A 19,920-nucleotide genomic window follows, 5' to 3' on the forward strand; every position below is an offset into this window, starting at 1 on the left:
CGGGCAACCCGCGATGTTACCGGAAAACGGATCGCGCGCCGCTGCGCTAAAGAGTCGCTGTAATCAGCGGCCTGCGCGGCCCGGCCTGCGCGCCCCGGTACAATGCTCGCTTCAGGTCCACCGCACGCATCGCTTTCCATCCATGTCGCTTTACACCATCACAGGCGCGCAACTGGCGTTCGGCCACGTCGCGCTGCTCGACCATGCGGACTTTTCGCTCGAAGCCGGCGAGCGCGTCGGGCTGATCGGCCGCAACGGCGCGGGCAAGTCGTCGCTGCTGACCATCGTCGCCGATCTCGCGAAGCCCGACGACGGCCTCGTCACGCGCCAGCAGGATCTCTCGACCGTCTACGTGCCGCAGGAGCCCGACTTCGACGCCGACGCCACGGTGTTCGACACTGTCGCCTCGGGCCTCGCCGACGTGCGTGCGCTGCTCGACGAATACGACGCGGTCGCGCACAAGCTCGCGGACACGCCCGAAGGCGCGGAACACGACGCGCTGCTCGCGCGCATGAACACGCTGCAATCGTCGCTCGATCATGCCGACGCCTGGAGCTGGCGCACGCGCGTGTCCACGACGCTTGCGCAGATCGGCCTCGAAGGCGAAGCGCGCGTGGGCGCGCTCTCGGGCGGGATGCAAAAGCGCGTGGCGCTTGCGCGCGCGCTCGTCGTGCAGCCCGACATTCTGCTGCTCGACGAACCGACCAATCACCTCGACTTCGACGGCATTCGCTGGCTCGAAGAACTGCTCGTGGCGCAGCGTTCGAGCCTGCTCTTCATCACCCACGACCGCGCGTTTCTCGACCGCGTGGCGACGCGCATCGTCGAACTCGACCGCGGCAAGCTGCTTTCGTATCCGGGCAACTTCACGCAGTACCAGGAGCGCAAGGCGCAGCAGCTCGAAGTCGAGCGCGTGGAGAACGAGAAGTTCGACAAGCTGCTCGCGCAGGAAGAAGTGTGGATCCGCAAGGGCGTGGAAGCGCGCCGCACGCGCAGCGTGGGCCGCATCGCGCGCCTCGTGCAGATGCGCCACGAGCGCGAGGAACGCCGCAATGTGCAGGGCAACGTGAAGCTGGATGTCGCGCAAGGCGAGAAGTCCGGCAAGATCGTCGCGGAACTCACGGATGTGACGAAACGCTATGGCGGCCGCACGATCGTCGACAACTTCTCGTCGACGGTCATGCGCGGCGACAAGATCGGCTTTGTCGGTCCGAACGGCGCGGGCAAGACCACGCTGCTCAAGCTGATCCTCGGCGAATTGAAGCCGGATGTTGGCACGGTGCGCGTGGGGACGAATCTGCAGGTGGCGTACTTCGACCAGATGCGCGCCCAGCTCGACATGGAAAAGAGTCTCGCCGATACGATCAGCCCCGGCAGCGACTGGGTCGAGATCAACGGCGCGAAGAAGCACGTGATGAGCTATCTCGGCGACTTCCTGTTCGCGCCCGAGCGCGCGCGCTCGCCCGTGAAATCGCTTTCGGGCGGCGAGCGTAACCGCCTGCTGCTCGCGCGCTTGTTCGCGCGGCCCGCGAACGTGCTGGTGCTCGACGAACCGACCAACGATCTCGACATTCCGACGCTCGAACTGCTCGAAGAGCTGCTGACCGACTACGACGGCACTGTGCTGCTCGTGAGCCACGACCGTGCGTTCCTCGACAACGTGGTGACTTCGGTGATCGCGTCCGAGGGCGAAGGTCGCTGGCGCGAGTACGTGGGCGGCTTCACGGACTGGCAGACGCAAAGCACGCGCGCGCAGGAAATTGCCGAGGCGCGTGCGCCGAAGGAAGCGGCTCCCGCGGCGGCAGCGCCCAAGGACAGCGCGGCGGGGCGCAATGCGCAGCGCACTGTGAAGCTTTCGTTCAAGGAGCAGCGTGAGCTCGAGGAGCTGCCCAAGCGCATCGAGGCGCTGGAGACGGAGCAGAAGACCATCGGCGCGAAGATCGAGGACGGGGCGATCTTCGCGAAGGATGCGCAGGAGGGCGCTCGCCTGACTGAGCGTTACGCGGCGATCGACGAGGAATTGCTCGTGGCGCTTGAGCGGTGGGAGGAGTTGGAGAGCAAGCGTAAGTGATGCGATAGAGAGCGGCCTGATGAAGGCCGCTTTTTTTTGCGGCGGACGGGTGCGGCGCACTCGTCCGTTCGGCCAGCCAACCCTCGCGCAAATTGCCGTGCGAGCCCAAATCAGTACAATACCTCGCGAATTCGAACAACTAGCGAACCACTGCGCCGCCGCGAGCGCACCTGCCACCGCGGCGTGCAGCCGGCTCACCTCGTTGTTTCGTATCGGTTTTTTTGAACGCTCAACGCGTTTTCCCCGCAGATGTCCACAGGACCTGTGGACAAGCGCGAGGACAACCCCCTGTGGATCACCATGTCAACGAAGAAGTCCAACGCTGGAAACACTGGCTATAGCGAAGCGTCGATCAAGGTGCTCAAGGGCCTCGAGCCCGTCCGGCAGCGGCCGGGCATGTATACGCGCACCGAGAATCCGCTGCACATCGTCCAGGAAGTCATCGACAACGCCTCGGACGAAGCGCTCGGCGGCTATGGCAAGCGCATCACCGTCACGCTGCATGCCGACCATTCCGTCTCCGTCGAGGACGACGGCCGCGGCATTCCGTTCGGCCTGCACCCCGACGAAAAAGTCCCGGTCGTCGAAATCGTCTTCACGCGACTGCACGCGGGCGGCAAGTTCGACAAGGCCGCCGGCGGCGCCTACACCTTTTCGGGCGGCCTGCACGGCGTGGGCGTCTCGGTCACCAATGCGCTTTCCACGCGTCTGGACGTGACCGTCTGGCGCGACGGCAAGGTCGCCGAAATCGGCTTCTCGGACGGCAACGTCACGCGGCCGCTCACCACGCGCAACGCTGCGCGCGACGACAAGAAAACCGGCACGCGCGTGACCGCATGGGCCGATCCCAAGTATTTCGATTCGCCCAATCTGCCGCTCGGCGAACTGCAACGCCTTCTGCGCTCGAAGGCCGTGCTGCTGCCGGGTGTCGAGGTCGAACTGATCGTCGAGAAGACCGGTGAGCGCCAAAGCTGGAAGTACGAAGACGGCCTGCGCGGCTACCTGCTCGAAGGCATGGGCGGCGCCGACCTGCTGATCCCGCTGTTCGAAGGCGAGCGCTACGCCGACGCGCGCACCACCGACGACACCTTCGCCGAAGGCGAGGGCGCCGCGTGGGTCGTGGCGTGGAGCGAGGAAGGCTCGCTCACGCGCGAGTCGTACGTGAACCTGATTCCGACGCCCGCGGGCGGCACGCACGAAAGCGGCCTGCGCGATGGTCTGTTCCAGGCCGTGAAGAGCTTCGTCGAATTGCACAATCTTCAGCCTAAAGGCGTGAAGCTCCTGCCCGAAGACGTGTTCGCGCGTGTCTCGTTCGTGCTCTCGGCCAAGGTGCTCGATCCGCAGTTCCAGGGGCAGATCAAAGAGCGCCTGAACAGCCGCGACGCCGTGAAGCTCGTTTCGTCGTTCTCGCGTCCGGCTTTGGAGCTTTGGCTCAACCAGCACGTCGAGCACGGCAAGAAACTCGCCGATCTCGTCATCAAGCAGGCGCAGGCGCGCACGCGCGCGGGCCAGAAGGTCGAGAAGCGCAAGAGCTCCGGCGTGGCCGTGCTGCCGGGCAAGCTCACCGACTGCGAATCGACCGACATCGCGCGCAACGAACTCTTCCTCGTGGAGGGCGATTCCGCTGGCGGCTCCGCGAAGATGGGGCGCGACAAGGAGTACCAGGCCATTCTGCCGCTGCGCGGCAAGGTGCTCAACACGTGGGAGACCGAGCGCGACCGGCTCTTTGCGAACAACGAAGTGCACGACATTTCGGTGGCGATCGGCGTCGATCCGCACAGCCCTGACGAGACCGTCGATCTGTCGAACCTGCGCTACGGCAAGATCTGCATTCTTTCCGATGCCGACGTCGATGGCTCGCACATCCAGGTGCTGCTGCTCACGCTCTTCTTCAAGCATTTCCCGCAGCTGATCGAGCGCGGCCACGTGTGCGTGGCGCGCCCGCCGCTGTTCCGTGTGGATGCGCCCGCACGCGGCAAGAAGCCCGCGCAGAAGCTCTACGCGCTCGACGAAGGCGAACTCGAGGCGATTCTCGACAAGCTGCGCAAGGACGGCGTGCGCGAAACGCAATGGACCATCAGCCGCTTCAAGGGTCTCGGCGAAATGAGCGCCGAGCAGCTTTGGGACACGACGATGAACCCCGACACGCGGCGCCTGTCGCCCATCGCGCTCGGTGACCTCGACTACGAGGCGACGGTGGCGCGCATGACGATGCTCATGGGCAAGGGCGAAGCGGCTTCGCGCCGTTCGTGGCTCGAAGAGAAGGGCAACGAAGTCGAAGCGGACATCTAAGCGGGCAGACAACCAGGCACACGTCTGAACGCGTACACGATTACGGATTGATTGAAACATGGACGATCTCTTTGCTGAAGTGACGGACGCCCCGAACGGCGACACGCTCACGCTCGGCCACTACGCAGAACGCGCCTATCTCGACTACGCGGTGAGCGTGGTGAAGGGCCGCGCGCTGCCCGACGTCTGCGACGGCCAGAAGCCGGTGCAGCGGCGCATTCTCTTCGCGATGAACGAGATGGGTCTCGGCGACAACGCCAAGCCCGTGAAGTCGGCGCGCGTGGTGGGCGACGTGCTCGGCAAGTACCATCCGCACGGCGACCAGTCGGCCTACGACGCGCTCGTGCGCCTCGCCCAGGACTTCTCGATGCGCTATCCGCTCATCGACGGCCAGGGCAATTTCGGCTCGCGCGACGGCGACGGTGCGGCGGCCATGCGATACACCGAAGCGCGCCTGACGCCCATCGCCAAGCTGCTGCTCGATGAAATCGACATGGGCACCGTCGATTTCATGCCGAACTACGACGGCTCGTTCCAGGAACCGAAGACGCTGCCCGCCCGCCTGCCCATGGTGCTGCTCAACGGCGCGTCGGGTATCGCGGTGGGTCTCGCGACCGAAATTCCGTCGCATAACCTGCGCGAAGTCGCGTCGGCCGCGGTGGCGATGATCCGCAATCCTAAGCTCTCGCATGCGGAGATCATGGAGAAGGTACCCGGGCCCGATTTCCCGGGTGGCGGCCAGATCATTTCGAGCGACGCGGAAATCGCGGCGGCCTATGAGTCGGGCCGCGGCAGCCTCAAGGTGCGCGCGCGCTGGAAGATCGAGGAGCTGGCGCGCGGCCAGTGGCAACTGGTCGTGACCGAGCTGCCGCCGAACACCTCGGGCCAGAAGGTGCTCGAAGAGATCGAGGAACTGACGAACCCGAAGCTCAAGCTCGGCAAGAAGACGCTCACGCCCGAGCAGTTGCAGAGCAAGCAGACCATGCTCGCGCTGCTCGACGCCGTGCGCGACGAGTCGGGCAAGGACGCGCCCGTGCGTCTCGTGTTCGAGCCGAAGACGAGCAAGATCGACCAGTCCGAGTTCGTCAATTCGCTGCTCGCCAATACGAGCCTCGAATCGAACGCGTCGCTGAACCTCGTCATGATCGGCGCCGATGGCCGTCCGCGCCAGAAGGGCATCAGCGAGATTCTGGGCGAGTGGATCGGCTTCCGCTTCGCGACGGTCACGCGCCGCACGCAGCATCGCCTGACCAAGGTCGACGACCGCATCCATATCCTCGAAGGGCGGATGATCGTCTTCCTCAATATCGACGAAGTCATCCGCATCATCCGCGAATCGGACGAGCCCAAGACCGCGCTGATGAGCGCGTTCGGGCTGTCCGAGCGCCAGGCCGAGGACATTCTTGAAATCCGTCTGCGTCAGTTGGCGCGGCTCGAGAAGATCAAGATCGAGAAGGAACTCGCGGAACTGCGCGAAGAGAAGGCGAAGCTCGAAGAGCTGCTCGCCAACGACGCGGCGATGAAGCGGCTCATCGTGAAGGAAATCGAAGCCGACGCGAAGCAGTACGGCGACGATCGCCGCACGCTGATCCAGCAGGAAAAGCGCGCGAGCTTCGAAGCGCGCGTGGTGGACGAGCCGGTCACGGTCGTTGTCTCGCAGAAGGGCTGGGTGCGTGCGCTCAAGGGCCACGGGCTCGATACGCAGGGCTTCACGTTCAAGGCCGGCGACGGCCTCTATGCGGCGTTCCAGTGCCGCACGCCCGACATGCTCATCGCGTGGGGCAGCAATGGCCGCGTGTATTCGGTGTCGATTGCGAACCTGCCAGGCGGGCGCGGCGACGGCGTGCCGGTCACGTCGCTCATCGAACTCGAAGCGGGCACGCATCTGCTGCATTACTTCGCGGCGAATGCGGAACAGCCCTTGCTGCTGGCGTCGAGCAACGGCTTTGGCTTCATCGCGAAGATCGGCGACATGGTGAGCCGCGTGAAGGCGGGCAAGGCGTTCATGACGATCGACGAGGGCTGCGTGCCGCTCGCGCCGATGCCGATGCTGCCCGGTGCGTTGCAGGTGGCATGTCTTTCGTCGGGCGGTCGTTTGCTGGTATTCGGCCTCGACGAGATGAAGACGCTTTCTGGCGGCGGCCGCGGCGTCACGCTCATGCAGCTCGACGACAACGAGAAACTCGTGCAGGCGCTCGCGATCAGTGCGGCGGGCGTCGTGCTCGTGGGCACGGGCCGCGGCGGCAAGGCGGGCGAGGACCTGATGGCGGGCGCGGTGCTGGCTCCGCAGATCGGCAAGCGCGCACGCAAGGGCCGCGCGCCGGACTCGAAGCTCAAGGCGATTACGGAGATGCGTCCGGTGTTGCCGCAGTAAAAGCGCATATTCGGCGCGAATCGCTGCGCGGCATGGAATAATGCCGCGCACAACGGCTCGCGCCGCATAATTACACGTTACGAGGGAATTCAAGCATGGGCCACGCGATCGCAGTCGCGCTCTTTCTGCATCTGCTGGGCGTTGCCGTCTGGGTGGGCGGCATGATCTTCGCGCACTTCTGTCTGCGCCCGGCGCTCGAAGACCTCTCGCCGCAACTGCGCCTGCCGCTCATCGAATCGGTGTTCGGCCGCTTCTTCAACTGGGTGGGCGTCTCGGTCATTGTGATCCTGCTCACCGGCGGCTTCCTGCTCATGCAGTTCGGCGGCGAGCATGCCACCTGGCAACTGCATGCCATGGCGGGCCTCGGCGTACTGATGATGCTGATCTTCGGCCACATCCGCTTCGCCGTGTTTCCGCGTATTCGTCGCGCCGTGCAGGCGCAGAAGTGGCCCGACGGCGCGCGCGCCGTGGGCACCGTGCGCCGGCTCGTCGTCATCAACCTCGTGCTCGGCATCGTCACGATCGGCGTTGCCGTGCTCGCGCGCGGGTTCTGATCCGCGCTTCATTTCCGTCTTTTTCTCGTTTCTCCCGCAACGTTCGCGGCCCGCGCCTATAGATCTACAGGCGCTCCGCGAGCGCATGGCGCTGCATGCAGCGCTCCATCGCATCGAAGAACGCTTCTTCGGCCGCATTGCGCTTGCGTTCGCGATGCCACAGCAAGTGGATGTCGACATCCACGAGCCCTTCCTCCGGCGGCAGCCGCCACAGGCGCTGCCGCGCCAGATCGTCCCGCACCGTATGCTCGGGCAGGCAGCCAATGCCGTAGCCCGCGAAGATCAGCCGCCGCACTTCATCGAGACTCGGTGACGACGCCACGATGCGCCCCGTAAAGCCGCGCTGATCGCGAAACACCGTGAGCGGCGAGAGGCTGTCGCCGATCTGGTCGCTCGTGAAGGAGACGAAGTTCTCCGCGAGCAGATCGTCCATCGTCAGTTGCGAAAGCCCGAAGAGCCGGTGATGCCGCCCGCAGAACATCGCATAGCGCTGACGCAGGAAGCAGCGCATGTCGAGCTTGTCGATGGGCGTGCGGCACAGGCTCAAGCCCGCGGTCGCGGTTTTCTGCAGCAGCGACGAGATGATGTCCGACGAGCGCATGACTTCGATCTGCAGGTCGATGCGAGGGTAGGCCGTGTGGAATTCCGCGAGAAATTCGTCGTACACGCGCGACTCGATGCGGCTCACGGTGAGCAGGCGGATCGAGCCGGTGATGTCGGTGGTGCGTTCGTCGAGCCCGGTTTCGAGCTGGGAAATCGTGCCGTAGATGTCGCTCGCGATGCGATAGACCTCTTCGCCCGCCTCGGTCGGCACGAACTGCGCCCCGCGCCGTTCGATGAGCTTGCGGCCGAGCGCGTCTTCGAGGCGCTTGAGCGCCTGGCTCACGGCGGGCTGCGTGACGAAGAGGCGCGCGGCGGCGCGGCTCAGGCTGCGCTCCTGCATGATCGCGAGATAGGTGCGCAGCAGGTTCCAGTCGAGACGGTCATTGAGAAAGCGGGTGGTATCGGCGCGCATGGACGGTCTCCCGGCGCGGGACTGCGCCAAGGGTATTAGATAAATTTATGCGCTGAATAATAACGCGAAATTTGACTAATGATTTGTGGCTGGCGATAAAGCGTGCATGCAACACGAATTCACCCCAAACGCGCCAGAAGGAGACCGACGCATGGCCAACCCCCAACCCGGCACCCGCCAGCCGGTGCGCGCCGCCGCCGCGGCGTTCATCGGCACGATGATCGAGTGGTACGACTTCTACATCTACGCCACGGCCGCCGCGCTGGTGTTCGGCGAGCTGTATTTCCCCTCCGAAGACCGCTTCGTGAGCACGATGGCGTCGTTCGCGACCTTCGCCGTCGGCTTTTTCGCGCGCCCGCTCGGCGGCTTGATTTTCGGCCATCTGGGCGACCGCATCGGCCGCAAGAAGGCGCTCATGACCACGCTCATGATGATGGGCGTCGCCACCGTCTGCGTCGGCCTGCTGCCTTCGTACGCGAGCGTCGGCATGCTCGCGCCCGTGCTGCTTGTGCTGCTGCGCGTGGTGCAGGGCATTGCCGTGGGCGGCGAGTGGGGCGGCGCCGTGCTGATGGCGGGTGAGCATGCGCCCGAAGGCCGCCGCACGTTCTTCGCTTCGTTTGCGCAGCTGGGCTCGCCTGCGGGGCTGATTCTCTCGCTGCTTGCGTTCCGCTCGGTCACCTCGCTCGAGAAGGCCGACTTTCTTTCGTGGGGCTGGCGTCTGCCGTTTCTCGTGTCGGCGGTGCTGCTCGTGGTCGGCATCATGATCCGGCTCGGCGTGAACGAGTCGCCCGAGTTCGAGAAGCTCAAGGATCAGCGCCGCACGCTCAAGCTGCCGGTCGCCGAAGTGTTCCGCTCGGCGTGGGGCCTCGTGCTGCTGTGCATCGGCGCGAATACCATCGGCATTGCGGGCGTGTACTTCACCAACACGTTCATGATTGCGTACACCACGCAGTACGTCGGCATCACGCGCTCGCTCATTCTCGATTGCCTGTTCGCGGTCGCGATCATCCAGTTCCTCGTGCAGCCGCTCGCCGCCTGGCTCGCGGAACGCATGGGCAGCGCGCGCTTCCTCAAGTGCGCCGCCATCGCCGCGATGCTCTCGCCTTATCCGATGTTCGTGCTCGTGCAAAGCGGCAAGGTCGTGCCGATGGTGATCGGCATCGCGATCGCCGTGGTCTGCATGGCGAGCTTCTATTCGGTGATCGCGGGCTTCGTTTCGGGCGTGTTCGCGACGCGCGTGCGCTACTCCGCGATTTCGCTCTCTTACCAGGTGTGCGGCGCGATCGCTGGAGGGCTCACGCCGCTCGTCGGCACGTGGCTCGCGCATCGCTATGTGGGGCAGTGGTGGCCGCTCGCCGTGTTCTATACGTGCCTCGCGGGTGTTTCGCTGCTGTGCATCGTCGCGCTCGACGCGCGCCGCCACGAGCATGCGCATGATGAGGCGGCAGCCGAGGCGCTGAGTGCGCGCTGATGTTGAGCAGGTGTACTGATGAGTTCGAGTGAAATGGATGGACCGATGAAAGACCTTTTGCAGATCGACGGCCCGCGCCTGTGGGCGAGCCTCATGGAGATGGCGCGTGTTGGCGCCACCGCGGGCGGCGGCGTGCGCCGTCTCGCGCTCACGGAAGAAGACCGGCGCGGGCGCGAACTGTTCGCGCGCTGGTGCCGCGAGGCGGGCATGACGGTGTGGACCGACGAAGTGGGGAACCTGTTCGCGCGCCGCGAGGGCGATGACGCGCAGGCCGCGCCCGTGCTGATGGGCAGCCACCTCGACACGCAGCCCGAAGGTGGCCGCTTCGACGGGGTGTACGGCGTGCTCGCCGCGCTCGAAGTCGTGCGCGCGCTCAACGACGCGGGCGCGCGAACCGAGAAGCCCATCGAGATTTGCTCGTGGACCAACGAGGAGGGCGCGCGCTTCACGCCGGCGATGCTGGGCTCGGCGGTATTCGCGGGCGCGATGTCGCTGGCGGACGCACTCGCGCGTACGGACGCGGATGGCGCGACGCTCGGCGCCGCGCTCGACGTATGCGGCGCGCGCGGCGCGCGTGCTGTGCAAGGCGTGGCCGTCGACGCCTACTTCGAAGCGCATATCGAGCAGGGCCCGATTCTGGAGGCGAACGGTACGACCATTGGCGTCGTGACGGGTGGCCAGGCGATCCGCTGGTTCGACGTGAACGTGACGGGCGTGGCCGCGCATGCGGGCACGACGCCCATGCGCTATCGCAAGGATGCGTGGTTCGGCGCGGCGCAAATGTCGCTCGACATCGAGCGTGTGATGGCGCGCTACGCGCCGCTCGGTCTCGTGACGATCGGCCAGGCGCAGATCGCGAATTCGTCGCGCAACACGATCGCGGCGAATCTGACTTTCACGGTCGATCTGCGCCATCCCGATGATGCGCAACTCGACGCGATGGAGCGCGACTTGCGCGCGCTATGCGCGGAGGTGGCCGCCGCGCGCGGCCTCGGCGTGCGGATCGCGCATTGCTGGACGAGCCCGGCGACGCCGTTTGACGCGCAGTGCGTCGCGCTGGTGGCCGATGCGACAGAGCGCTTTGGCTATCCGCACGAGCGTATCGTGAGTGGTGCGGGTCACGACGCGATCCACCTCGCACGCTACTGTCCGACCGCGATGGTGTTCATCCCCTGCGTGGACGGCCTGTCGCACAACGAAGCCGAGGACGCGCTGCCGGAAGACGTCACGGCTGGCGCGAACGTGCTGCTCAACGCTGTTGCGGCGCGCGCGGGTGTGCGCGTGGCCGTTGCCACCGACGCGTGAGAGAAACAGAAGGAGAACTGAACATGAAAACCTGGTTTCACCCCGATCAGCTGCTGCACCGTCCGCGTGCCTATTTTTCGCGCGGCCAGTTGCGTGAGCCGCAGGAAGTGCCGCAGCGCGCCGAACATCTAGTCGCCGCGGCGCGCTCGCTCGGCTTCGACGTCGCGGCGCCCGCCGACTTCGGCACGGCGCCCATTGCCGCCGTGCACGACATGAACTATCTGCGCTTTCTCGAAGAAGCGCACACCGAATGGAAACGCGTGCCCGAGGACTGGGGCGAAGAGGTGATGTCGAACATCTACGTGCGCGAGCCGAATCCACTACGCGGCGTACTCGCGCAGGCGGCGCGCTATCTCGCGGATGGCAGTTGCCCTATTGGTGCGAACACGTGGCGCGCGGCCTACTGGTCGGCGCAGAGCGCGTTGGCGGCTGCGGCGTGCGTGAACGAAGGCGCGCGCGAGTCGTACGCGCTTTCGCGTCCGCCCGGCCATCATGCCCGCGCGGATGCGGCGGGCGGCTTCTGCTATCTGAACAACGCGGCCATCGCGGCGCAGTCGCTGCGCAGCCGCTTCAAGCGCGTGGCGATCCTCGACACCGACATGCACCACGGCCAGGGCGTGCAGGAAATCTTCTATGGCCGCAGCGACGTGCTCTACATCTCGATCCACGGCGATCCGACCAACTTCTATCCCGTGGTCGCGGGCTACGAGGACGAGCGCGGCAATGGCGCGGGCGAGGGCTACAACGTCAATCTGCCGATGCCGCATGGCGCTTCCGAGGCGGTGTTCTTCGAGCGCGTGGAGGCGGCGCTGCGCGTGCTCAAGCGCTTCCAGCCGGACGCGCTTGTGCTTGCGCTTGGCTTCGACATTTACAAGGACGATCCGCAGTCGAAGGTCGCCGTGAGCACCGAAGGGTTCGGGCGGCTAGGCACGGCGATCGGCGCGCTCGGCCTGCCTTCGGTCATCGTGCAGGAAGGCGGCTATCACCTCGAAAGTCTCGAAGACAATGCGCGGGCGTTCTTCGGAGGCTTTATGGCGGCGCGCTGATCAGCGCGGGAACGCGCGTTTCAGGCCAACAGCAACCACGCCCCGCACGCGAGCCCGACCGTCGCGTAGACCGCGTAAGCGGGGAGCTTGAGCTTGCCGAAGCACATCGCCGAGAACACGGCCGTCAGCAGATACGACGGCTGCAACGGCACGTGGCGCGCGATGTGCCAGACGGCGATCGCGAGAAACGCGGTCGTCGCGGCGCGCAGCACGCGCATCGCGTGCTCGAAGCGCGGGTTCGCCTTCATGCGGTGCAGGTGCCGGCGCGCGAGCACGACGAGGCAGCCCGAAGGCACGAAGAGCGCGAGCGTGGCGACGAGCGCGCCGACCCAGCCATCCACGAGATAGCCGAAGAAGGGCACCACGTTCAGGAGCGGCCCCGGCGAAATCGGGGAGAGCGTGAACGCCAGCGTGAAGTCGTCGTTGGTGATGCCCACCGCCGGCGTGACGAACAGCGTTTTCAACACGGGCAGCGCGGAAAAACCGCCGCCGAACAGCGTCATGCCCGCGCCCGCGAGTCGCGGCCAGAGCAGCGCCAAGTCGAACGCGTGCGGCAATGGCAGCGCGAACACGACGATCAGCGCCGCAAGCGCGGCGAGCAACTGCACGTCGCGCCGCGTCACGCGTAAGTCGAGCCGCCTGGAAGGCACGGGGCTCGTGAGCCAGCCCGCGGCAAACGCGACAAGGAGAATCGCCACATAGGCCGCGGCGCTTGCGGCGAGCGCGAGCGTCGCGCAGGCCGCAAGCGCGACGCCCCATTCGAGCGGGCCGCGCACGAGCGCGCGGGTTTGCCGGTACCAGGTCACGCCGATCAGCATGGCGAGCACGACGCTGAAATGGTCGAGCAGCGTGCGTGACGCCATCGAGTGCACGAGCGGCGTGCGGTAGAAGATGGCGAACACCGTCATTAGCGCGAAGAACGGCAGCACGCTCGCCACGCCCGCGACCCACGCGCCCGCACGTCCACGCAGCGCGTGGCCGAGTTGCACCGCGACGTTGCACCCCACCGGCCCCGGCACCATCCAGGCGAGTGCCACCAGATCCGAGAACGCGGTTTGCGTGAGCCGCGCTTCGCGCTCGACATAGTGCTGCTCCAGTTGCGCCATGAGCGCGAGGCCGCCCCACGAGACTGCGGATACGGTCAGCACGACGCGAAAGAGCGTCAGGAGCGGTTCGTCGTTGTCGCGGAGTTCGCCTGTATCAGGCGCCGCGATCGCTTCGTCGGTGCGGGTTTGCATGGCTGCATCATGCGTGCGAGGGGGCGTGCGCGTCTGTGCGCGAAAGCACGCCGCTCGCGGAAGTCGCTGGAAATGGCGCAGAAAATACGCGCAACCTGCGCAATCGCAAATGTCAGCGCGATTGCGGCGCGTCGCTCAGTCGCTCGTTGCGGCGATCTTCGCGCGCGGCTTGCGTGCCCGGCTGCGTGGCGCTGCACACGCCGAAGCGCTCGATCAGCGCGGCCACGCCTTCCACCGGCACGGGGCGCGAGAACAGGAAGCCCTGCGCCTCGATCGGCCCGAGCGCGGAAAGCCACGCGATCTGCTCTTCGGTTTCGGTGCCTTCGACGACCACCGTGAGCCCGAGCGAGCGCGCGAGGTTGACGATCGCGGAGACCATCACGCACACGCTGCGGTCGGCGGGAATGGCCTGCACGAACGAGCGGTCGACCTTGAGCGTGTCGACGGCGAAGCGGTTCAGGTAGGAGAGCGACGAATAGCCGGTGCCGAAGTCGTCGAGCGCGACGCGCACGCCAAGACGCTTCAACGCGAAGATCTTCTCCGACACCAGCTCCGGGTACTCCATCATCGCGGTTTCGGTGATCTCGAGTTCGAGCCGGTGCGCGGCGATGCCGGTTTCTTCGATGGCGTGCGCCACCGTCTCGTAGAGGTCGCCGCGCCAGAACTGCACCGCCGAGATGTTGATGGCAAGCGTGAGCGACTCATAGCCTTGCTGCTGCCACTGCGCGAGCTGGGCGCAGGCGGTGCGGATCACGAAATCGCCCACCGGCACGATGAGGCCCGTGGATTCGGCCACCGGAATGAATTCGCCTGCGGGAATGAGCCCGTATTGCGGATGGTTCCAGCGCACGAGCGCCTCGAAGCCCGTGATGCAGCGCCGGCGCAAATCGATCTTCGGCTGGTAGGCGAGAAAGAGCTGGTCCTCGGCGAGCGCCACGCGCAACTGCTGCTCCCACTTCATCAGGTGGTCGGCGCGGTGCGCGAGCTGCGGCGAGTAGAAGCGAAAGCAGTTGCGTCCGGCCTCCTTCGCGGCGTACATCGCCAGGTCGGCCTTCTTGAGCAGATCGATTTCGCTCTCGTGCGCGACTGCGAAGAGTGCGATGCCCGTGCTCGCATGCAGCACGAACGCGCTGCCGCGCACGTCGAACGGATGCGTGAAAGCGGCATTGGTCGCTTCGGCGAGCGCGATGGCGCGCTTTTCGATGTCGTCGCCCTTCACGATCACCACGAACTCGTCGCCGCCGATGCGCGCGAGCGTGCCGGCACCGCCCACGGCGTCGGCGAGGCGCGCGGCGCTCATTTGCAGCACGATGTCGCCGGCGTTGTGGCCGAGCGTGTCGTTGACCGTCTTGAAGTTGTCGAGGTCGATGAAGAGAATGGCGAGCCGCCCGAGGTTGCCCGGCTGCGAGACTTCGTGTCGCAGACGCTGAAGCGTGGCGTAGCGGTTGGGCAGGCCCGTGAGCAGGTCGTACTGCACGAGTTGCGACATCTCGCGCTCGCGCCCGAGCAGCTTGCCGATCAGCCCGGTGGCCACGGCGAAGAACGAGAGCATGGCGAGCGAGATGAACGTCGCCATCATCAGGTAGACGTCGCGCGTGTGGTTGTAGTCGGCGAACTCCTCGGCTTGCGAGAGGCCGACCAGCACGGCGAGCGGATAGCCGTCGATATGGCGGTACGAGACGATGCGCGTGACGTGATCGATCGGGTCGACATACGTGCCCGAGACATGCTCGGAAATGGGATACACGCCGCTCGCCGAGAACGTGCCGTTTGCACGCTCGGCGCTGCCCGTACGGCGGGCGAGCACGGTGCCGCTGTCCGAGATCACGGCGATCACGCCGTCACGGCCGATTGCCGCGTTGTTGTAGAAGTCGCTCGTGAAATAGCTCGGGTCTTCGGACACCACCACGACGCCCGCGAACGAGCCGTCCGGGTGATTGAGACGGCGCGTCATCTGCAGGGTCCAGTGGCCGGACACGCGCCCGAGCACCGGCTTGCTGATATAGAGCTGGTCGTCGTTCTCGTGCTCGTGCACCTTGAAGTGCTCGCGGTCCGAGAGATCGATGGGCTTGGGATTCGGGTCCGCCGTGTTGGCGATGAGCGTGCCGTGCTCGTCGATGATCGACACCTGCACGAGCGAGTCGCTCTGCACCACACCCTTCTCGACCGTGCTCGCGAGATCGAAATGGCCCGGCGACTTCTCGAACTCGTACTTCACGAAGCGCGTGATCTGGTCGACCTGGTGGATCGCCTTGACGGTGTGCTGTTCGAGCGCGGCCGAGAGGATGGCCGCCGAGGCCGTGGCCTCGCGCATGGTCGCTTCCTTCTCGACCGAGAGGCGCGTGAAGATCACGGCCCATAGCAGCAGGAGCACCAGCACGCCGAGCAGCGGAATGGCGAGCAGCGCGCGCGGGCGCGTATACGCCGGGCCGGGCGCGTTGCGCAGGCTCGAATCGCGCGAGAACGGACCCCGCGTGGTGTTCATTGCGGCCGCCGTAGGCGCGTGAGTTCGCACCGCGATTGCGGTGGGCAGAACGGCAACGATGCGCTCGGTTGAGTCGGCGGCATGAATAACGGGTGGCTGGGGAAGACGCGCATTGCGCGCGAGCAATGAACGCCGGACGCGTCATGCGTCCGATGTTTCGATATTACTGGTTGGGGAATGATTAAGGAAGCTGTGGTCCCCCGGGTATACGCGAGGGTTACCTCAACACGCGCGCGATGCCCATGTGCGGTGCATAGATGTGCAGCGGCGCATGGCGGGCCATGCACCATGCATGAGAATCGCGCCGCCGCCGGTTAGCGGAGTCGGCAGGTCCCGTCGACGACTGTGACCGAATGGCCGCCAATCCAGATTTTTCTCGCCGCATCGTCATATTCGACGTGCACGCGCCCGTCGCGCCCGAGCGCCGTGCCCTGGCGCACCGTATAGCGGACGCCCGGACGCCGGTTCTGCTGTTCGAGCAGCATGGCGATGGCGGCGTTCGCGCTGCCGGTAACGGGGTCTTCGCCCTTGCCGAGGCCCGTCATCAGGCAGCGCACTTCAAAGGTGGCGGGGCCATCGGCCTCATGCGGGCCGTAGGCGGCCACGCCGTGCGCGCCCACGCTCGCGGCCACGGCTTCGATCGCCTCGTAGTCGACGTCGAGCGCGAGCACCGCTTGCGCCGACGCGAGTCGCACAACGAGCCACGGTGCGCCGTTATCGACGCCGCACGGTGTCGCCGTGAAGTCGATGGCTGCGGAGCGCAACACGGCGCGCAAAGCGTCGAACTGCGCGGTGGCGAGCGGCGTGATCCGCGCGGGCGGCGCGGCGAAAGCCCATGCGCCGTGCTCGCCGGCGGCCAGGTCGATGAGACCGGCGCCGCATTCCTGCACGAGGCGGCCCGGCGTTTTCGGCGTACGGCCGCTCTCGAGGAACGCGTGCGCGGTGCCGAGCGTCGGGTGGCCCGCGAAAGGCAACTCGCCCTTGGTCGTGAAGATGCGCACGCGGTAGTCGGCGCGCGCGTCGGTGGGGGCGAGCAGGAAGCTGGTTTCCGAGAGATTCGTCCAGCGCGCGATGGCCTGCATTTCGTCGCCGCTCAAGCCGTCGGCGTCGAACACCACGGCGAGCGGGTTGCCCTTGAAGGGTACCGACGTGAAGACGTCGACCTGTTTGAAGCGGACGCTGTGCTGGGCCATGGCGGATCGTAGAGGGAGAGGGACGGCGCGAGAAGATGCGCCAGATTGCGCGAACGCGCAACAGAAGACTGCATGAAAGTGCGCGGACCTTGATGCAGGTCCACGCACGTTACCAAAGCTTTTTACTCGACTTCGGCGATCAGTTCGATCTCGACGCACGCGCCAAGCGGAATCTGCGCGACGCCGAACGCCGAGCGCGCATGCTTGCCCTTCTCGCCAAAGACGTCGGCGATCAGCTCCGAAGCGCCATTCGTGACGACGTGCTGTTCGGTGAAGGTGAGCGTCGAATTCACGAGGCTCATGAGCTTGACCACGCGCTTGACCTTGTTGAGGTCGCCCGTGTGGGCGTGCAGCGTGGCGAGCAGATCGATCGCGATCGAGCGTGCGGCGGCCTTGCCTTCTTCGGTCGTGAGCGACTCGCCGAGCTTGCCGGCCCACACCTTGCCGTCCTTCTTCGCGATGTGACCCGACAGGTACACCGTGTTGCCGCTCTGGGCGCTCATCACGTAAGCCGCGGCGGGCGCGCCTGCCTGGGGCAGGGTGATGCCGAGCTGTTCGAGACGGTCGTAGATGTTGATGTCAGCCATGATCAGGATTCCTCGTTCGGGTATTGAGTCGGAAAAAGCCTGCCGAGCCTATCAGGCGTGCGACGCGTGCGCGCGGATCAGGGCCGCGAGCTTCGCGACGCCTTCTTCGATCTTCGCGGGCGGCACCGTAACGAACGACAGGCGCAGCTTGTTGTGTTGCGGCTCGTCGGCGAAGAACGGCGCGCCGGGCACGAAGGCCACGTTCTGCGCGACGGCTTCGGCCAGCAGCTTCATGCTGTCGATGTTCGAGGGCAGCGTCACCCAGATGAACATGCCGCCTTCGGGGCGGTTCCAGCTCACGCCTTCGGGCATGTTGCGCTTGAGCGAGTCGAGCATCGCCTCGCACTGGTCGCGGTAGAGCGCACGCACCTTCGGGATATGCGTGTCGAGGAAGCCGTTCTTCACCACCTCGTAGACGATGCGCTGCGTGAACGTCGGCGTGTGCAGGTCGGTGGCCTGCTTGGCCTGCACGAGTTTGAAGTGCAGGTCTTCGGGCGCAATGATGTAGCCGAGGCGCAAGCCCGGCGCCAGGATCTTCGAGAACGAGCCGAGATGCACGACATGCTCGGGTGCGAGCGAGTGCACCGTGGGCAGCGGCTCGCCCGCGTAGAGGAGCGCGCCGTAGGGGTCGTCTTCGATCACGGGGAAGGGCGCGCGCTTCGCGAACTCTGCGAGCGCCTGGCGGCGTTCGAGCGGCAGGCGGCGGCCCGTGGGGTTCTGGAAGTTCGGGATCGCGTAGAGCAGGCGCGCGCCGGCCGTCAATTCCGGCGTGAGGCCTTCGGGCACGAGACCCTTTTCGTCGGTCGGGACCTGGACGTACTTCGGCTCGTAAAGCGAGAACGATTGCAGCGCGCCGAGGTAGGTGGGGGTTTCCACGAGCACGGGGCTATCGGTCGAAATCAGCACCTTGCCGAGCAGGTCGAGCGCCTGCTGCGAGCCCGTCGTAATGAGCACCTGCGAGGGGCGCACTTTCACGCCGCCCACCGAGTGGCGCGCGGCCAGCCACTCGCGCAGCGGCATGTAGCCTTCGGTCGCGCTGTACTGGAGCGCGGCTGCGGGATCGTCGCGCAGGATGCGGTCGGCGGCGGCGCGCATTTCCTCGGCCGGGAAGCTGGCCGGCGCGGGCAGGCCGCCTGCGAACGAAATGACTTCGGGACGCTCGGTGACCTTCAGGATTTCGCGAATCGCCGAGCTCGTCAGCTTGATTGCACGCTCGGACAGTTGCCACGCGGGCGCGGCCTTGAGATCGCTCTGGTCCATGGGGTCTCCTTGTTGGGGTGGGGCGAGTGACGGATTCAGTGGCGGCATGGGGCGCGATCACGCGCCGCCGGATGCCGCCGAAAACCTTCGATTATGACGCGAAACCGGCTCATGCGCGCGCTGGCGCCGGGGCTGTGCGGATCGCCGCACGCCGGCCCAGCACCACGGTGGCGATCACGGCGGCCGCATAGAGCCATGCCGAGGGCGAGACCTGCTCGCCGAAAAAGAGCGCCGAGAACGCCATCGTGAAGAAAATCTGCAGCAGCTGCACCTGGCCCACGCGCGCCGTGCCGCCCATGGCCAGGCCCGCGTACCACGCGAAAAAGCCGATGAACTGCGAAAACAGCGTGACGTAGCCGAAGGCGAGCCAGGTTTTCATCGCGACGGGGCCAGGATGCGTTACATGCTGCGCCCACGCGAGCCAGCCGACCGGCAGCGCGAGAAACGGCGCCGAGACCACGAGCGCCCAGCAGATCACCTGCCAGCCGCCGAGCTGGCGCGCGAGGCGCGCACCTTCGGCGTAGCCGAGCGCGCCAATGCCCACCGCGATAAGCATCCACGCGTCGCCCGCGTGCAGCGAGCCGCCGCCCGCCTGGAGAGCGAACGCCACCACGAGCGCGCTGCCCAGGAGCGCGCTGACCCAGAACGCCTTCGAGGGCCGCTCGTGCGAGAGCCACGCGGCGTAGATCGCCACGGCGAGCGGCTGCAGCCCATTGACGATGGCGCCGTGCGAGGCCGGCACGGTCTTCATCGCAATGGCGGAAAACACCGGAAACGCAACGATCACGCCAAGCGACACCACCGCGAGGCTCTTGACCTGCGGCCAGGTGGGCCGCTTTTCGCGGCGGATGGCGAGCAGCAGCGCGGCCGGCACGGCGGCGGCGAGCGCGCGGCCAAGGCCGTTCAGGAGCGGATTGAATTCGGCGACGACGATGCGCGTCATCGGCAGCGTGAGGCTAAAGATCATGACGCCGATGAGGCCGAGCAGCATGCCTTGGGTTTCGCGTGCTTTCATGCGGGACTTTGCGC

14 protein-coding genes are annotated in these 19,920 nt (G+C 66.2%); 7 read left to right on the forward strand and 7 right to left on the reverse strand.

Going from position 1 to position 19,920, the window contains the following annotated elements; translation table 11 throughout:
* Positions 1-142 precede the first annotated feature (142 nt).
* The 4 genes from FAZ97_RS04005 (at position 143) to FAZ97_RS04020 (ending at position 7,291) form a co-directional block, all read left to right on the forward strand.
* On the forward strand, positions 143-2,071 hold the full coding sequence (locus tag FAZ97_RS04005; protein WP_158757295.1) for an ATP-binding cassette domain-containing protein: 1,929 nt from the start codon (positions 143-145) through the stop codon (positions 2,069-2,071).
* A 300-nt stretch (positions 2,072-2,371) separates the two neighbouring features.
* A complete protein-coding gene (locus tag FAZ97_RS04010; RefSeq protein WP_158759047.1) occupies positions 2,372-4,363 on the forward strand; it encodes a DNA topoisomerase IV subunit B in 1,992 nt (663 codons plus the stop codon).
* Positions 4,364-4,421: 58 nt separating this feature from the next.
* A complete protein-coding gene (gene parC / locus FAZ97_RS04015; protein ID WP_158757296.1) occupies positions 4,422-6,737 on the forward strand; it encodes a DNA topoisomerase IV subunit A in 2,316 nt (771 codons plus the stop codon).
* 95 nt (positions 6,738-6,832) lie between these two features.
* Positions 6,833-7,291 carry a CopD family protein gene (locus FAZ97_RS04020; RefSeq protein ID WP_028205772.1) on the forward strand — a complete coding sequence of 153 codons (459 nt, stop codon included), beginning with the start codon at positions 6,833-6,835 and terminating at the stop codon, positions 7,289-7,291.
* Positions 7,292-7,355: 64 nt separating this feature from the next.
* Here the strand turns inward: FAZ97_RS04020 and FAZ97_RS04025 are convergent, their stop codons facing one another.
* Positions 7,356-8,306 (reverse strand): LysR family transcriptional regulator, encoded by a 951-nt coding sequence (locus FAZ97_RS04025; protein ID WP_158757297.1) that lies wholly within the window; start codon positions 8,304-8,306, stop codon positions 7,356-7,358.
* Between the two features lie 151 nt (positions 8,307-8,457).
* On the opposite strand from FAZ97_RS04025, the gene FAZ97_RS04030 reads away from it, so the two are divergent.
* Genes FAZ97_RS04030 through FAZ97_RS04040 form a run of 3 tightly spaced genes read left to right on the forward strand, consistent with a single transcriptional unit; the run spans position 8,458 to position 12,128 of the window.
* Positions 8,458-9,777, forward strand: a complete 1,320-nt coding sequence (locus FAZ97_RS04030) for an MFS transporter (RefSeq protein ID WP_158757298.1) — start codon at positions 8,458-8,460, stop codon at positions 9,775-9,777.
* Positions 9,778-9,822: 45 nt separating this feature from the next.
* Complete coding sequence (locus tag FAZ97_RS04035; protein WP_158757299.1) at positions 9,823-11,082, forward strand: Zn-dependent hydrolase; 1,260 nt, start codon at positions 9,823-9,825, stop codon at positions 11,080-11,082.
* A gap of 23 nt (positions 11,083-11,105) precedes the next feature.
* Positions 11,106-12,128 (forward strand): histone deacetylase family protein, encoded by a 1,023-nt coding sequence (locus FAZ97_RS04040; RefSeq protein WP_158757300.1) that lies wholly within the window; start codon positions 11,106-11,108, stop codon positions 12,126-12,128.
* A 20-nt stretch (positions 12,129-12,148) separates the two neighbouring features.
* Here the strand turns inward: FAZ97_RS04040 and FAZ97_RS04045 are convergent, their stop codons facing one another.
* The 6 genes from FAZ97_RS04045 to FAZ97_RS04070 form a co-directional block, all read right to left on the reverse strand.
* On the reverse strand, positions 12,149-13,366 hold the full coding sequence (locus FAZ97_RS04045; protein WP_158757301.1) for a chromate transporter: 1,218 nt from the start codon (positions 13,364-13,366) through the stop codon (positions 12,149-12,151).
* Between the two features lie 112 nt (positions 13,367-13,478).
* Positions 13,479-15,851 (reverse strand): bifunctional diguanylate cyclase/phosphodiesterase, encoded by a 2,373-nt coding sequence (locus FAZ97_RS04050; protein WP_158757302.1) that lies wholly within the window; start codon positions 15,849-15,851, stop codon positions 13,479-13,481.
* 314 nt (positions 15,852-16,165) lie between these two features.
* Positions 16,166-17,044 carry a PhzF family phenazine biosynthesis protein gene (locus FAZ97_RS04055; RefSeq protein WP_158757303.1) on the reverse strand — a complete coding sequence of 293 codons (879 nt, stop codon included), beginning with the start codon at positions 17,042-17,044 and terminating at the stop codon, positions 16,166-16,168.
* A gap of 122 nt (positions 17,045-17,166) precedes the next feature.
* Positions 17,167-17,631: a RidA family protein gene (locus tag FAZ97_RS04060; protein ID WP_069265377.1), complete on the reverse strand. Its 465-nt coding sequence runs from the start codon at positions 17,629-17,631 to the stop codon at positions 17,167-17,169.
* 51 nt (positions 17,632-17,682) lie between these two features.
* Positions 17,683-18,891, reverse strand: a complete 1,209-nt coding sequence (locus FAZ97_RS04065; RefSeq protein WP_158757304.1) for an aminotransferase-like domain-containing protein — start codon at positions 18,889-18,891, stop codon at positions 17,683-17,685.
* Positions 18,892-19,000: 109 nt separating this feature from the next.
* Entirely contained in the window at positions 19,001-19,906 is a 906-nt protein-coding gene (locus FAZ97_RS04070) for a DMT family transporter (RefSeq protein ID WP_158757305.1), read from the reverse strand.
* Positions 19,907-19,920: the final 14 nt, after the last annotated feature.

This window comes from Paraburkholderia acidiphila, from assembly GCF_009789655.1.
GTDB classification, from domain to species: Bacteria; Pseudomonadota; Gammaproteobacteria; order Burkholderiales; family Burkholderiaceae; genus Paraburkholderia; species Paraburkholderia acidiphila.

Bases quoted from the DNA above. Each gene is read 5' to 3' on its own strand.
- FAZ97_RS04005 (WP_158757295.1), top strand. From the start codon at position 143: ATGTCGCTTTACACCATCACAGGCGCGCAACTGGCGTTCGGCCACGTC.
- FAZ97_RS04010 (WP_158759047.1), top strand. From the start codon at position 2,372: ATGTCAACGAAGAAGTCCAACGCTGGAAACACTGGCTATAGCGAAGCG.
- parC (WP_158757296.1), top strand. From the start codon at position 4,422: ATGGACGATCTCTTTGCTGAAGTGACGGACGCCCCGAACGGCGACACG.
- FAZ97_RS04020 (WP_028205772.1), top strand. From the start codon at position 6,833: ATGGGCCACGCGATCGCAGTCGCGCTCTTTCTGCATCTGCTGGGCGTT.
- FAZ97_RS04025 (WP_158757297.1), bottom strand. From the start codon at position 8,306: ATGCGCGCCGATACCACCCGCTTTCTCAATGACCGTCTCGACTGGAAC.
- FAZ97_RS04030 (WP_158757298.1), top strand. From the start codon at position 8,458: ATGGCCAACCCCCAACCCGGCACCCGCCAGCCGGTGCGCGCCGCCGCC.
- FAZ97_RS04035 (WP_158757299.1), top strand. From the start codon at position 9,823: ATGAAAGACCTTTTGCAGATCGACGGCCCGCGCCTGTGGGCGAGCCTC.
- FAZ97_RS04040 (WP_158757300.1), top strand. From the start codon at position 11,106: ATGAAAACCTGGTTTCACCCCGATCAGCTGCTGCACCGTCCGCGTGCC.
- FAZ97_RS04045 (WP_158757301.1), bottom strand. From the start codon at position 13,366: ATGCAAACCCGCACCGACGAAGCGATCGCGGCGCCTGATACAGGCGAA.
- FAZ97_RS04050 (WP_158757302.1), bottom strand. From the start codon at position 15,851: ATGAACACCACGCGGGGTCCGTTCTCGCGCGATTCGAGCCTGCGCAAC.
- FAZ97_RS04055 (WP_158757303.1), bottom strand. From the start codon at position 17,044: ATGGCCCAGCACAGCGTCCGCTTCAAACAGGTCGACGTCTTCACGTCG.
- FAZ97_RS04060 (WP_069265377.1), bottom strand. From the start codon at position 17,631: ATGGCTGACATCAACATCTACGACCGTCTCGAACAGCTCGGCATCACC.
- FAZ97_RS04065 (WP_158757304.1), bottom strand. From the start codon at position 18,891: ATGGACCAGAGCGATCTCAAGGCCGCGCCCGCGTGGCAACTGTCCGAG.
- FAZ97_RS04070 (WP_158757305.1), bottom strand. From the start codon at position 19,906: ATGAAAGCACGCGAAACCCAAGGCATGCTGCTCGGCCTCATCGGCGTC.